The organism is Sphingomonas ginsengisoli An et al. 2013 (genome assembly GCF_009363895.1).
GTDB lineage: Bacteria > Pseudomonadota > Alphaproteobacteria > Sphingomonadales > Sphingomonadaceae > Sphingomicrobium > Sphingomicrobium ginsengisoli.
Genome location: NZ_CP045434.1, coordinates 1,892,758 through 1,906,213, shown reverse-complemented (window position 1 = coordinate 1,906,213; position 13,456 = coordinate 1,892,758). Strand labels below are relative to the sequence as shown.

Annotated in this window: 14 protein-coding genes; 11 read left to right on the top strand and 3 right to left on the bottom strand. The window is 60.6% G+C overall.

Annotated features, from left to right (window positions below):
• Positions 1 to 9 precede the first annotated feature (9 nt).
• Positions 10 to 897, top strand: coding sequence for a DUF4396 domain-containing protein (locus GCU42_RS09185; protein WP_240309399.1), 888 nt, complete (start codon positions 10 to 12; stop codon positions 895 to 897).
• A gap of 92 nt (positions 898 to 989) precedes the next feature.
• The gene (locus GCU42_RS09180) at positions 990 to 1,322 is read left to right on the top strand and encodes a four-helix bundle copper-binding protein (RefSeq protein ID WP_114227232.1); all 333 of its coding nucleotides are present in this window, start codon (positions 990 to 992) and stop codon (positions 1,320 to 1,322) included.
• Between the two features lie 85 nt (positions 1,323 to 1,407).
• Here the strand turns inward: GCU42_RS09180 and copD are convergent, their stop codons facing one another.
• A complete protein-coding gene (copD, locus tag GCU42_RS09175; protein WP_114227231.1) occupies positions 1,408 to 2,334 on the bottom strand; it encodes a copper homeostasis membrane protein CopD in 927 nt (308 codons plus the stop codon).
• Between the two features lie 4 nt (positions 2,335 to 2,338).
• Complete coding sequence (copC, locus tag GCU42_RS09170; RefSeq protein WP_114227230.1) at positions 2,339 to 2,707, bottom strand: copper homeostasis periplasmic binding protein CopC; 369 nt, start codon at positions 2,705 to 2,707, stop codon at positions 2,339 to 2,341.
• Positions 2,708 to 3,129: 422 nt separating this feature from the next.
• Here copC and GCU42_RS09160 point away from each other — a divergent pair, with 422 nt between their 5' ends.
• From GCU42_RS09160 to GCU42_RS15245, 9 genes are all read left to right on the top strand, one after another.
• Complete coding sequence (locus tag GCU42_RS09160; protein ID WP_425505003.1) at positions 3,130 to 3,546, top strand: periplasmic heavy metal sensor; 417 nt, start codon at positions 3,130 to 3,132, stop codon at positions 3,544 to 3,546.
• Positions 3,543 to 4,112, top strand: coding sequence for an RNA polymerase sigma factor (locus GCU42_RS09155; RefSeq protein WP_114227227.1), 570 nt, complete (start codon positions 3,543 to 3,545; stop codon positions 4,110 to 4,112). The genes GCU42_RS09160 and GCU42_RS09155 overlap by 4 nt, the downstream gene beginning before the upstream one ends.
• A 65-nt stretch (positions 4,113 to 4,177) precedes the next feature.
• A complete protein-coding gene (locus tag GCU42_RS09150) occupies positions 4,178 to 6,265 on the top strand; it encodes a copper resistance system multicopper oxidase (RefSeq protein WP_114227226.1) in 2,088 nt (695 codons plus the stop codon).
• Positions 6,252 to 7,574 (top strand): copper resistance protein B, encoded by a 1,323-nt coding sequence (locus tag GCU42_RS09145; RefSeq protein WP_240309398.1) that lies wholly within the window; start codon positions 6,252 to 6,254, stop codon positions 7,572 to 7,574. Before GCU42_RS09150 ends, GCU42_RS09145 begins: the two co-directional genes overlap by 14 nt.
• Before the next feature lie 71 nt (positions 7,575 to 7,645).
• The gene (locus GCU42_RS09140) at positions 7,646 to 8,080 is read left to right on the top strand and encodes a YybH family protein (RefSeq protein ID WP_168713111.1); all 435 of its coding nucleotides are present in this window, start codon (positions 7,646 to 7,648) and stop codon (positions 8,078 to 8,080) included.
• Positions 8,081 to 8,145: 65 nt separating this feature from the next.
• Positions 8,146 to 8,730 (top strand): c-type cytochrome, encoded by a 585-nt coding sequence (locus tag GCU42_RS09135; protein WP_114227224.1) that lies wholly within the window; start codon positions 8,146 to 8,148, stop codon positions 8,728 to 8,730.
• Between the two features lie 175 nt (positions 8,731 to 8,905).
• Positions 8,906 to 9,496: a DUF305 domain-containing protein gene (locus GCU42_RS09130; protein WP_205214956.1), complete on the top strand. Its 591-nt coding sequence runs from the start codon at positions 8,906 to 8,908 to the stop codon at positions 9,494 to 9,496.
• A 117-nt stretch (positions 9,497 to 9,613) separates the two neighbouring features.
• A complete protein-coding gene (locus GCU42_RS09125) occupies positions 9,614 to 10,261 on the top strand; it encodes a DsbA family protein (protein WP_114227223.1) in 648 nt (215 codons plus the stop codon).
• Between the two features lie 337 nt (positions 10,262 to 10,598).
• Positions 10,599 to 11,063, top strand: coding sequence for a DUF305 domain-containing protein (locus GCU42_RS15245; RefSeq protein ID WP_205214955.1), 465 nt, complete (start codon positions 10,599 to 10,601; stop codon positions 11,061 to 11,063).
• Between the two features lie 440 nt (positions 11,064 to 11,503).
• On the opposite strand, the gene GCU42_RS09115 is transcribed toward GCU42_RS15245, so the two are convergent.
• Positions 11,504 to 13,444, bottom strand: coding sequence for a cytochrome c/FTR1 family iron permease (locus GCU42_RS09115; RefSeq protein WP_114227222.1), 1,941 nt, complete (start codon positions 13,442 to 13,444; stop codon positions 11,504 to 11,506).
• Between the last annotated feature and the right edge of the window lie 12 nt (positions 13,445 to 13,456).

Below are 13,456 nucleotides of genomic sequence, written 5' to 3'. Positions count from 1 at the left end.
TGCGTAACGATGACGATGACGATGCCTTCGCCGGATTCGTGGCTTGATCCGCTTTTGATCGGGTGGTTTGTGTTGACCGCTCTATCGGTCGGCTACGTCGCTTGGGACGCGTTCACCCGCAATCCCGAAATGAAGGTGATGAAATGGGGCTGGCTGCTGGTGACCCTTTACGGCGGGCCCATCATGGCTGCCGCTTATGTCCTGTCCTGTCAGGAACCGCCAAACCAGCGCCACGAGGACTTCATCCGCCCACTTTGGAAGCAGGCATTCGGGTCGTCCATTCATTGCATGGCTGGTGACGCGACCGGGGTCATTGTCGCAGCGGCAATCACCACGGCGCTCGGATTGCCGATGTGGTTAGATGTCACGGCCGAATATGTCTTCGGGTTTGGCTTCGGCCTGTTCATCTTCCAAGCCCTGTTCATGCGCGACATGGCGGGGGGCTCCTACATCCGGGCGCTTCGAATGTCCTTCGTTCCCGAATGGCTTTCCATGAACGCCGTGATGGCCGGCATGATCCCAACGATGGTGCTGTTGATGAGCAGGGACATGGCAGCGATGCACGCCAGCTCGCTCCGGTTTTGGGGCGTGATGTCGCTGGCCACTCTGGTCGGCTTCGCTACGGCCTATCCGATCAACTTATGGCTTGTCGGTGTCCGATTGAAGCATGGGATGGGAACGGAGCGCGCGCTTGGCCAAGGTGGGCACGATGTCTCGGCCGAGCGGCCACCGCCGGCGATGCCTGGGATGACCCACGACATGGCGGAGAACACGGAAGGCATGGCATTGAACGCGGGCGTGACCAACGCTCAGATTGCTGCGATGACGGTTTTAACCCTCATGATGCTCGCGGGCGGAAATGTGATTGCCACGCTATTCGGCCGATGGACGATGTAGCCAGGCGAGGAGCCGGCCAGTAATTTCGGAAAGGGATGGCGCGCGCCGGCGCGTAGCTGATGATGGGCGGGGTTTCACACGGAGAACGACCGATGCATCAGATGGACCCCGCAATGAAGGCTTGCATGGACGCCTGCCATGATTGCCATGTGACCTGCCTCAACATGGCGATGAATCACTGCCTAGAAGCGGGCGGACGTCACGCCCAGCCGCAGCATATGAAGATCATGATGGATTGCGCCCAGATTTGCGCAGTCACGATCGACTTCATGGCGCGCGGGTCCGAGCACCATCAGCATATCTGCCGCGAGTGCGCTGAGATTTGCCGGGCGTGCGCGACGAGCTGTGAGGCGCTCGATGGGATGGAAGAGTGTGCCGCCGCTTGTAACCGCTGCGCCAAGGAATGCGAGAAAATGGCCGCTTGAGAAGACGGTGCGGGCACCTACAACTGCCCGCACCTCGCTAATGCGCCCGGCGATCGGCGATTCAGGCGTCAGGAATTCATGCGCCTCACATTGCCGAAGCCGAGGGAGACAGGGTTCCTAACCAGGCCACCAGCCCGAGTATGCCAACGACGCAGCCGGTTTCCACGAGCAAGCTTGTGCGCAGTGCACCGAGTGCTCCGCGGTGATTCTCGGCTGCGATCGACTGTTCGAAGGCCGGCGTCAGACGGAAACGGTTCAGCGAAGCCAAGCCAAGGATGGCCGCGAACAGCACGAGCTTCAGAACAAAAAGCTGACCATAAAGGTTGGACGTTAGGGTCGTTATGTTACCTAATCCGACGAGCACCCAACCATTGACGAGGCCGGAGATGACGATCGTTCCTACGACGATGGTTCCGATGCTGCCGAACCCGTGAAGCGCGCGATGGGTCAAACGAAGGTGCGAGGCGTCTACCCGGACTACGGGACGTGAGACCAGCAAGAGCAGTCCGACTAGGGCTCCGACCCAAGTGCCCGAAGCGAGCAGGTGGAAGATGTCGGCAACAAGGTGAGCCCAGCCGATGGAGCCCTCGTCCATCGCGCCATGCCCGGTCCAAGCCAGACTCCCAAGGCCGACAGCGCCCGACGCCGTAACCAGGATCAGGGGTAAGGTGCGATTAGGGCTCGCACCCGCGCAAGCAGTTGCAACAACGAGCGCGACCATCCGCACCTTCCACGCCGTTCCGATGGCCGAGCCCGTCAGCAGTGCGCCCAGAGCCTCCTGGTCGATCGGCCACAGCGATGTGCCTGCCATCGATGTGGCCATTAGTATCAACCACGCGATCGACAGGATGAGGCCTAGGCAAGCGCTTGCGATTAACCACGGGCGTAGCGTGAGCGCGTCGCCGCGCTCACGCATGGTCAGTCCATATAGGCTGAAGGCGGCCAAGCCGAACATCGCAGACAGCACGACATAGAGTGCCAAACGAACTGCAATCAGCGACCAATCCGCCATTGTTCTACTTCACCGCAAAAACAAAATTTCCCGCTACCTTGTGAGTATCGGTCGAGACGACATGCCAGACCACATTGTAACGGCCGGAGTGCAGCGGTGCTTTCGGGGTGATGACGAGGCTGCGACCGTCAGGAGCAACGACGGCCGTGCTGGCGATGTTCATCGCCGCCATTCCGGGCATCGCCGCCATCACGAGGTCAGCCTTGGAAAACGCCGGCATCAGCTTCTCACTGAAGCGCAGGTCAATGTGCGATGGTCTCACGACTGACGAGTTGGCCGCCGGCGTCGCAGAGAGAAGCTTCGGGTGGGCGTTTGCCGCGCTCGAAAGCATAGCGACGGCCGCGGCAGCAATGACTAAAGGTAAGCGCTTCATGTTTGGTTCTTCCGTAAGAGGGTCCCTGCCCGTCATTACGCAAGCCGATGGCCAATCCCTCACACGAACTTGGTGAGGGCTGGCGGCCCATCGTGCGTAATCTATGCTAGTGAGGGTGGAGTGAGAAGATTGGACGACCTCGATCGGACGCTGGAGAGACTTGGGCAGGTGCCGATACCTTTGGGTTTAGACGCAATAGAAGCGAATGTGCTCGCGCGCATTGCAGCGGGATCGGCGGCACGCGTCGGCCTTCGGATCGGACCAGCCGTATTTGTCGTGGCGGCCCTGATCGGAGTGATGGGTGCAGGGGTACCGCTGCCTTCAACTGCGGCAGCGTCCCTCGCACCGTTGGGACCCGCCCAGCCATTGGCGCCTTCAACACTGTTGATCGGTGAGCCGTGAGCCGACGCTTCCGTCTTCTCATGCCCGTCCTAGCCTGCTTCCTCGCGGCGGTAGGCGGTGTCTTTGCTGGAAGGGCGATCCTTCCCAAGCCAACGCAGCCGGGCGCCGAGCTCCACGAAGTGCTGCATCACAGGCTCGCGCTTGACCAGAACCAGCAGGCGCAGCTCCAGCTTCTTGAGCAACGCTTCGCAGTGCAGCGAAAGGCGCTCGAGTTGGAGTTGAGGGCCGATAACGCGCGGCTGGCGGATGCAATCGAGCAGGAACATGGCAACGGTCCACGAGTGATTGCCGCTGTTGATCGCAGTCATGCCGTGATGGGTGAACTCCAGAAGGGGACGCTCGCACACATCTTTGCCATGCGGCAAATCTTGCGCCCCAATCAGACCGCCGCCTACGACCAGGCGGTGGTGAAGGCACTCACCGACAATCAGCAGTGAGCCTCGACTACACGTCGCTTGGCGATAGCGAGCTAGCCGACCTTAGTATCGCAGGTCGGCAAGCTGCATTTGCTGAGATCATGCGCCGCTATCGCCAGCCGGTTTTTCGTCTTGCGCGGGCATGGGTTGGGGATCCCGATGAAGCCCTCGATCTTGTGCAGGAGACATTCGTTTCTGCTCACCAGGCGCTTTCGCGGTTCGATGGCGCTCGTTCGATGAAGGCGTGGTTGTCCGCCATCGCCATCAATAAGTGTCGCGACTGGGCGCGACGCCGCGCCGTCCGCCGCATGCTTTCTTTCGCCCTTCCGATGGGCAGCGAAGCCGAATCCGTAGCCGATGGCCAAGTCGCGCTCGACGACGCTGTTGCCGATCGCCAGGAATTAGATCGGGTGAGGCGCGCCATCTCATCCCTCCCAACCAATTTGAAGGAGCCCCTCGTTCTTCGAACGATCGAAGGGATGAGCCAGGCTGAAACAGCCGAAGTCCTTGGCATTAGTCAGAAGGCCGTCGAGACCCGACTCTATCGTGCTCGCGCTCGTTTGTTCGAGAAATTGGGGCGAACCTAAGGGTTTCTACGTGGCGCTGCGTAACAGGATTAAGCAGGCCGCGTTTGGCCTCACGGGAGCTCTTCATGTCGCGCCTTCTTGACCGCCGCCAGCTTATGCGCGGAGCCGCTGCTGCTGGTGGCACCATGGTCCTTGCATCATCAATGCCGAGCTGGGCCAAGCCGCTTTCGCCCGGCCTGGTTAGGCCTCTGCCGACCGTCAGTGGAACAGACATTGCTCTCTCGATTGGCAACGTCGCGGTGCGTGTCGACGGCAGGTTGAGCAAGGCGATCGGGATCAACGGGACCGTTCCGGGACCGCTCATCCGGCTCAAAGAAGGCCAACAGGTTCGCCTGAAAGTCACAAACTCATTGCCGGAGGACAGCTCCATCCACTGGCATGGCCTTCTCGTCCCCTTTCCTATGGACGGCGTGCCAGGCGTGAGCTTCCCCGGCATCCGCCCTGGGACAACCTTCGACTATGCCTTCCCGGTCATGCAGTCTGGAACCTACTGGTACCACAGTCACTCGTCGTATCAGGAACAGGACGGACTGTACGGGCCGATCGTCATCGATCCAGCTGGGCCAGACCCCATTGCTTACGATCGTGAGCACGTCATCGTACTCGCCGACCACAGTCCAATGGGCGGAGCAACCATTTTCCGGAAGTTGAAGCAAATGGGCGGCGGCTATTTCAACATGCAGCGCCTTACACTTTCCGGCCTCCTGGCTGGCAGGGACATGCCGCTTAGCGAGCGCCGGCAATGGGCAAAGATGCGCATGGATCCCGCCGACATCGCCGACGTCACCGGCTCGACCTATACCTTCACCGTCAATGGCTATGGTCCCTATGACAACTGGACCGGTCTCTTCACGCCTGGTCAACGCGTCCGGCTTCGGATCATCAATGCCGCTGCGCAAACCAACTTCAACGTCCGAATCCCCGACTTGCCGATGACGGTGGTTCAGGCGGACGGGCAGAATGTCCGCCCGGTAACCGTCGATGAATTCCAGATCGGCGTGGCCGAGACTTTCGATGTCATCGTGACGCCGGGTGATCGCGCCTACAGCTTCGTCAGCGAGTCCATTGACCGCTCTGGACAGGGTCGCGCGACCTTGGCGCCGCGGGCAGGAATGATTGCGCCTGTTCCTCCGCTACGCCCACGTCCGCTTACGACAATGAAGGACATGGGCATGGACATGAGTGACATGCAGGGCATGTCGGGCATGGACATGAGCGGTAAGAACCCAGCCATGCTGAGAGGTATCGATCCGTCGGCAGAGCAGAACGCCTCACGCAACTTAGCCAAGCTAACCGGATGGCGCGAGCCGACCGACCATGGTTCGATGGCAGCCAGTGCGGCCTCCGCCGCTGTGGCAGGAATGGCCGGGATGGGAGCGTCTTCCGCTGCAGCAACGCCTGGAATGGCGTCCATGCCTGGGATGGCCGGTGGATCGATGTCCGGGATGTCCGGTGGGTCGATGGCGGGAATGTCCGGCATGGGTCCTGCAGCTGCCAGCGGAGCTGCCGCTGGCAGCTCTTCTTCGATGGCGGGGATGGATCATGGCGCCGCCGCGTCTTCTGGGTCGCAGAGCGGTGCAATGAGCATGAACATGCGCGATGGCCGCAATGCTCCCCAGGTTAAGATGGGACCAGGCGTGCAGACGATTTCACCGATGCCGATGGATCGGAGCGGCGAAGCGCCTCAGGGTCTTGAGGGGCTAGATCATCGCGTGCTCGTCTATCGTGACCTCGTGTCGCTCGACCGCAACAAGGATGTTCGCGCACCCTCGCGGTCGCTCGACATCCATCTGACCGGAAACATGGAACGTTACATGTGGTCGTTCGATGGCGTGAAGCTAAGCGACCCAGCCGAACCGATCCCGTTCCGGCTCGGCGAGCGAGTGCGCGTGACGTTGATCAATGACACGATGATGCCGCACCCGATCCACCTCCACGGTCACTTCTTTGAGCTCGTGACGGGGCATGGATCGAACGCGCCGCGCAAGCACACGGTGAACGTGCCTCCTGGAGGAAAGATGAGTTTCGATCTTACCGCGGATGCGCCCGGCGACTGGGCGTTTCACTGCCATAACCTGTTCCACATGACCGCGGGAATGATGCGAGTTGTGACGGTCCGTCCGTCGGAGGGGAACGACAATGCAGCATCGTAAGCTTGCGCTGCTGATGGCGACGGCGGTCGTTACGTCGGCTTCAGCTGCCTCCGCGCAAATGAACATGAATATGCCAGGCATGAACATGCCAGGAATGAAGATGCCCGGCACAAAGAAGCTGGCGACCAAGAAAAGCACGAGTAAACAGTCTCCTGCTCGGGCGAGCAAGAAACGGCCCAAGCAACCTGCCCGAGCGCCAGCTGCCAAGCGTAAGGGCGGCGCGATGTCGTCAATGCCTGGGATGCGAAGGCCTGCCGGTCACGACATGTCATCCATGCCGGGCATGACCATGCCCCCAGGCCATGACATGAAGGACATGCCTGGGATGGCGGCGCCCGCTGGCCATGACATGAAGGGCATGCCCGGCATGGCGGCACCTTCCGGTCATGACATGAAAGATATGCCCGGGATGGGGGCACCCGCTGGCAACAACATGCAGAACATGCCGGGGATGGGTACCCCTTCTGGCCAGGACATGGCGAACATGCCGGGAATGTCGGCGCCCGGACAGGCAATGAGCAACATGCCGATGCCGTCCGATGGCGATGCAAGTGGAACGAACCTTCCGGCCGGCACTGCGCCGCCGCCGCCAGTGCCGACGACCCATGCGGCGGACCAGGTTTATGGAACGGAGGCGATGGCGATGGGGCGCCATCACCTTCAGACGTTCCACGGTGGTCAGAACATGTCGCAGGTGATCGTCAACCTGGCGGAGTATCAGTTCAATCGCGGCCGCGACGGCTATGAGTGGGTCGGCCAGGCTTGGTACGGTGGCGACATCAACCGCATATGGATCAAAAGCGAAGGCGATGGTGAGTTCCGGCGCGGCGTCGACCGCGCTGAAGTTCAGGCTCTCTACAGCCGTGCCATTGGGCCATATTTCAATCTGCAGGGCGGGGTGAGGTATGACTTCAAGCCCAACCCGTCCCGTACTTATGCAACGATCGGAATCGAGGGACTGGCGCCCAGCTTCTTCGATATCGAGGCTGCGTTGTTTCTGTCGAACAAGGGCGAACTGATGGGCCGGGTCGAGGGAAGCTACGACCAGCGGATTACCCAACGGCTAATCCTTCAGCCTCGGGTCGAAGTGAATGCCGCAGCCCAAAGTAGCCGCTCGATTGGCATAGGTTCGGGATTGTCGGACGCGGAAGCGGGATTGCGCCTGCGCTATGATATTCGCCGAGAATTCGCGCCGTATGTCGGTGTGCAGTATAAGCGGTCGTTTGGCGCCACCGGGCGATACCTCCGCGAGGCTGGTGAGCGTCGTGGGGGCTGGAGCGTCGTCACGGGGATCCGCACATGGTTCTAAGCTCATCCAAATCGAAGTGCGGAGTGGGAGGCGGCGCCCCTAAATCGCTTTGGCTGGCTGCGTTGCTCGTGATGGCCGGAAGTAGTGCCATCGCTGCACCGCTCCCGCCCGGCGCCCGCGACGAGGCCGCCATTCGCTCGGTCCTGGCGAGTTATGATAGTGCCGTCGAACGCCTCGACCCTCACGGAACAGATAAGCTTTTCGCTGACGACTCGGTAATCTTTGAAAGTGGCGGAGCGGAGGGAAATTACGCCACCTACCTTGCTCACCATCTCACGCCCGAGCTGGCAGAGTTTAAGTCTTTTAAGTTCAGCGATTACAAGATCGCGGTGCGCTTTGAGGGTCCGGTCGCGCTTGTAGTTGAGACCTACAAGTACCGGATCGAAACCAAAAAGGGTGACGTAGCGGAGCGGCTGGGCGTAGCCACGAGCGCTTTGCGGAAGATGCACGGGCGATGGCGGATTATCATGATGCACAGCTCAGCTCGGAAGCCGGCCGCGTCCTGACCGCGAGACCAACGGTCTGACCATGCAAACGACCTGAGAACTGAAGCCAGAACGGGAGAACAATTGTGGACAAAGGTCGAATTCCCGATTTGCGCCGTCACTTTCCGAGCGTCACCTTTGTTCTAATCCTCGCGTTGGCGATCGCGGCATTTGCAGGGGCGTTTATCTTCACTGGGCTGTACAATATCGGTGCTGATGCTCCGCACTATCGGCCAGTCTACATGGCGCTTGAACAGCTGCGCGACCGCGCGATCAAGCATCACGCCCGGAACATCGTTGTGCCAGCCGATTTGAACAGCCCGGCGCGGATTGCGACCGGTGCTGGCCTGTACACCGAGATGTGCACCGGCTGTCACCTTGGGCCGGGTCTTGAGAAGACCGAGATGAGCCAGGGTCTCTATCCGCAAGCTCCCGAGCTGGCGCTTGGCCAGGACCAAACGGCAGCCGAGCAATTCTGGACGATTAAGCACGGCGTGAAATTGAGTGCAATGCCAGCATGGGGGAAGACCCATGATGATCAACTCATCTGGGACATGGTCGCGTTCGTTCGCAAGCTACCAACAATGTCTCCGCAGCAGTATCAGCAGATCGTTAAGAGCGCACCCAAGGACCACGATGCGATGATGAAAGATATGCAGGGGATGAAATAATGCTGCCCCTCGAACTGAGAAGTGACGTCGAAGACGTATTACTCCACGGCTGCTCGCCCTGGTGAACGGTCTTCTTGCGCTTTGGCCGGGTGATGCAGTGCTGCTTAATATCTGTGGGCCGAGGCGCCCGCGCCGGAACGCCGGGGGGCAACCACTTCGCGAAAGGTGACACGTAATGGATGATCACAAAGGCCAGATGAATATGGGCATGGGCTACGGTCGGTTCGCCGCGATGGTGGCGACCTCAACGGCCGTGATGTTCGGGCTTATGTACTTGAACACCTACGTCATCGGCCATGTCGAGTTCAGTCAAACCCGCTTCTGGATGGCGTTCGTCATGGGGGCAGCCATGGCCCTCATCATGCTCGCCTTCATGTGGTCGATGTACAAGAACAAGACCGTAAACGCCGTTATCATCGCTGGCAGTGTCGTCGTGTTCGCCCTCGCGCTCTGGCTTGTCCGCAGTCAAGAAACGGTTGGAGATGTGGCTTACATGAGGGCGATGATTCCACACCACTCCATCGCGATCATGACCAGTGAGCGCGCGCACATCAAAGATCCCGAGGTTCGCAAGTTGGCCGACGGAATCATCGACGCACAAGTACGCGAAATCACGGACATGCGGCGCTTGATTGCAAAGCTGGAGGCCCATCCGACCCCGGACGGTGCACCGGATCTGCCCTCGTTCCGCGACAAAGGGACCGCACCGCCCCCACCAGAGACAGACAAGGAAGTCGGCGTTGATCCGCTCGCGCCTATCAAGTGAACTTGCGGGGTTACGCCTAATGAGCCGTAAGCATCCTGATGGCTTTTGAAGCAGAAGCAGCGGCGGTGAATCGATGCGGTGCACACCGCCGCTGCATGTTCTCTGGCTAAGGGCATCATGCCCAAACAAATAGACCGGCGGGAAATGTTTGAGCTCGGTGCAATGGCTCTAGGAGGCTTGGGTCTTGCCTCGCTCCTCAGGAGGGCAACCCCGGTCGGGAAGAGCATTGGTCAGTCGGACCTTCAGTCGGCTATTCTCGACGCAAAGACATCGCCTTCGAGCGGACCACCGGGAGCATCACTCTACCTCGCGGTCTTTACGGATTACCGGTGCCCGGCATGTAGGCGTGCGTTCCTCGCGATGGACGCGGCAGTTGGCGTCGACAGAGATGTCCGCCTTGTCTATAAGGATTGGCCCATATTCGGTCCCCCGTCAGAGCGCGCAGCCAGGGTTGCACTCGCGACCGCCGAGCAGGGTATCTATCCGGCAGTCCACCGAATGCTGATGACGGACGGAAGAGCGATCAACGACGATCTGCTACGCGAGATTGTCACTCGAGCGGGCGGCAACTGGTCGCGGGCGCTAGTCCACCTAAAGGCGCAGAAAGATGGAATCGACCTGCAATTGCGGACCAACGCCCAACAAGCCTTTTCGCTCGGACTTCCCGGGACTCCCGGCTATTTGGCCGGGCAAGTCTTAGTTGCCGGCGCCATCGACAAAGGTGAGTTCATTCGATTATTCGCGCAAGCGCGCGCGGCTACCTGACGGCGCAGAGGCCTTTGGATGCGGTTCTGCGTTGTCGCTTTCGCCCGCCTCCACCTACTAGCAACCTCCCCAGGGCTGCACCCACTGAGCGCGCGATCAGCGCACGCCTTGCGGAGCTGATCCCACCGGAAGGATGCAGGCGGAAGAGACCATACCACTCTGTTCCTTTGTTGCGGTGCGAACACCTCTGATGCGCCGAAGGCCCCGTAGCTCTTATCCAGCCTCAAAGTAGACGATCGTGCGATGACCGAAGCGGGTGTCCGTCTTGGGACAGCCCCGCAATACGAGGAAGCTGGCTAGCCGGAGTAAGAGAGTACGAGCAAAGCTGCCCGCGGAGATGTTCGCAGATGCCCACCATATCCTCGATCCTCGTGAACATTCGGCTCGCCATATCGTTAATGTCTCGTTTCACAGGAGACTTATGGTGCTTAATAAGACTCTTCAGGCGGCCTTGGCGCTTTCTTTTGGCGCGCTGACTCCAACTATGGCTCAGGGCCAGTCCAACCACAGTATGTCCCACATGCAAGGCACGCACATGTCAGGCATGCAGAACATGGGACCGGCACAGCACGAGATGATGGCTTCCATGGACCGAATGAACAAGAACATGATGCAAGGCATGATGGACCCCGATCCTGGTCGTGCCTGGATGAAGAGCATGGCGGCGCATCACCAGGGTGCCATCGACATGTCGCGTATCATCATGCGCCACTCGAAGAACCAGCAGGTACTTCGTGAAGCTCGGAAAACGGCCGACGAGAATCAGCGCTCGCTCCGGGAGCTTGAAGCCAAAATGAAGTAAAAGACCGACCGGCTCGCCACGAAACTACCGCGGATGAGCCAGTCGTCGGAGCCTTGCAGACCGTGGTACTTTCAATCGTGGTAAACATGCCGCGCTCTTCTGCGCCTGTTGTTTATCCGCTGCGCGCGCCGCCTTGGCTCTATCCTGGAGAAGTGGCGAAGTTGTTGAGCTTGGCGGACCATTAAGACTGGTTCTGGGCGGCCGTCGAGCCCATCGCGCGGCAGCACCGGACCGCAATCGAGCGCAAGATTACCCACTTGTCTGTCAGTCTTTGATCGTCAACCATCCGGCGTAATCGACAAGTATTGGGCACGGGACAATCGCCAGTGCGGCATTCTTGAAGAGCTCTCTTCGTTTTAAGACCCACCCTGTAACAAGCACTGTTCGTGCGGCCATCTAGAGAAAGATGGCTTCCGGGAAGCACCTTCCTGAGGCGTTTCTTACTTGGTCGGCGCGAGGTCACGCGTCCGACGAGCCTCGCGCCTGTTCAGCGAAAAGCCGGCTACAATCGCACCTGCGATGAGCAATTGTGCGAGGATCGATTGCCAAGTTGGGAACAGGCCCAATACCGACAGGCGAGGTCCATCGGCGATCGGCGCGATGTCGATGATCCCAGCCTCTTGCAACGCCGCCACCCCTTTGCCGGCGAGCACGATGGTCAAGCCAGCCATCAACCATGAACTATACGAAAAGAATTTGGCGATCGGAAGTTGGCGGCTGTAGCGTAGCATGGCCCAGGCAATCACGCCGAGTACCGCGACGGCCGCTCCGGCCCCAGTCACTAGCGCGCCACCATTTCCTTGCGTCCACAGTGCCGCGTAGAACAGGATCGTTTCAAATACCTCCCGGTAAACCACCACGAAGGCCAATCCGAACAGCATCCAGGTCGAACGGCCCGACAATGCGTGCGTCATTTTCTCGCGAATATAGCGTTGCCATTGATCGGCTTGCGCCTTGCCGTGCATCCAGATCCCGACCGACAGCAGGACCACGGCCGCGAACAGCGATCCGAAACCTTCCGTCAGCTCCCGGCTCGCACCGCTGATCCCGATTGCATAGGTGGCGATCACCCAAGTCAGCAGCCCGGCGGCGAGCGCCCCAGCCCAGCCGCCATGCACATAAGGCAGGATCTCCGACCGTTCTGCTTTCCGCAGGAACGCGATCATGGCGACGATAATGAGCAAGGCTTCCAGCCCCTCGCGCAGCAGGATCGCGAACGCGCCGAGGAACGTCGATGCGCCGCTAGATGCGCTAGGGGCGAGCGCCGCTTCTGCATCGTCGAACAGGCCGTTGAGGACGAGAGCACGGTTCGTCAGATCATCGGGCTTGGCGCCATGATCGACCGCAGCGCGATACTCTCCCATCGCACTCTCAATCCGAGCAAGCAGCGTCGCGTCGCGAGCGCCGAGCGTCGGCTCGACAGGCTCGAACCCATCGAGATAGGCCGACAGCGCCAGTTCCTTCGCGGCACGGCGATCACCTTTGCGGGCTGCATCGAGGCTTGCGGCGAGCTTATGGCGAACGACCGAGAGCGATGCTGGCGCCTGCTCGACCACAGCTTCCGGGTGGCGGCGCAAATAGGCCATAACCGCCAGCGCCCGCCGTTCGCCGATGCTGTTTGCGAGCGAGGCAGGGGTGAGCCCCACAAGCGTTTTCAGGTCTGGAACACGCTGGCGCAAGGCCGCATCGGCCTTCCACAGCCGTTCGCCTTCGCGCGCCTGTTCATCAGTAAACGCGAAGCTCCCTGCGCGGAACGCCAGCGCCCAGCGATCCCCGCTCGGCAGATCGCCGAAGCTCTGCATCGCCGTCCCGTCGATGCCTTGCGTGATGACTTGATAGAGCGCGAACACGCTGCGCTGGCGGGCCCGATCCCCGTCCGTGAACGCGATCGGCGGGGTGGAAAGCTTGGCGGCATTCCGGCCATGCCCATCTCCCGTCGCACCGTGGCAGGCAGCGCAGGTGGAACCGAACAGGACGGACCCCCGCGCGAAATCAGGGGGCGAAGCGGGTGCGAGCGGCACGGGGTAGGCGTGCAGCAGATTGGCCGCCAACCCGTGCGCGAGCGTCGCGACCGCTTGCGGCGTGCCCTTGCGAGCGATTATGCCTTGCAGGCGCGTCGCTCCCGCGAGCAATATCGTACGTTCCGGTTTGGGCGGGAGCGTGGCGAGCCGCGACGACACGGAGCCGGCGAACTCCATCATTTCGGCATATTCCGACGCGCTCTTGACGCGCCCCCCCTCGACCGCGCCGCCGTAATCGACGGCGATATAGTCGAGCAGCCGCCACGCGGTTTGGACTTCATTGAGATCGGCCGCGGGCGCAGCGAGCAGAGCGGCGGGCAGAGCGAACAGACTGAGCAGCATTAGTACGGCATGCGCCATCAGGCGACGCAA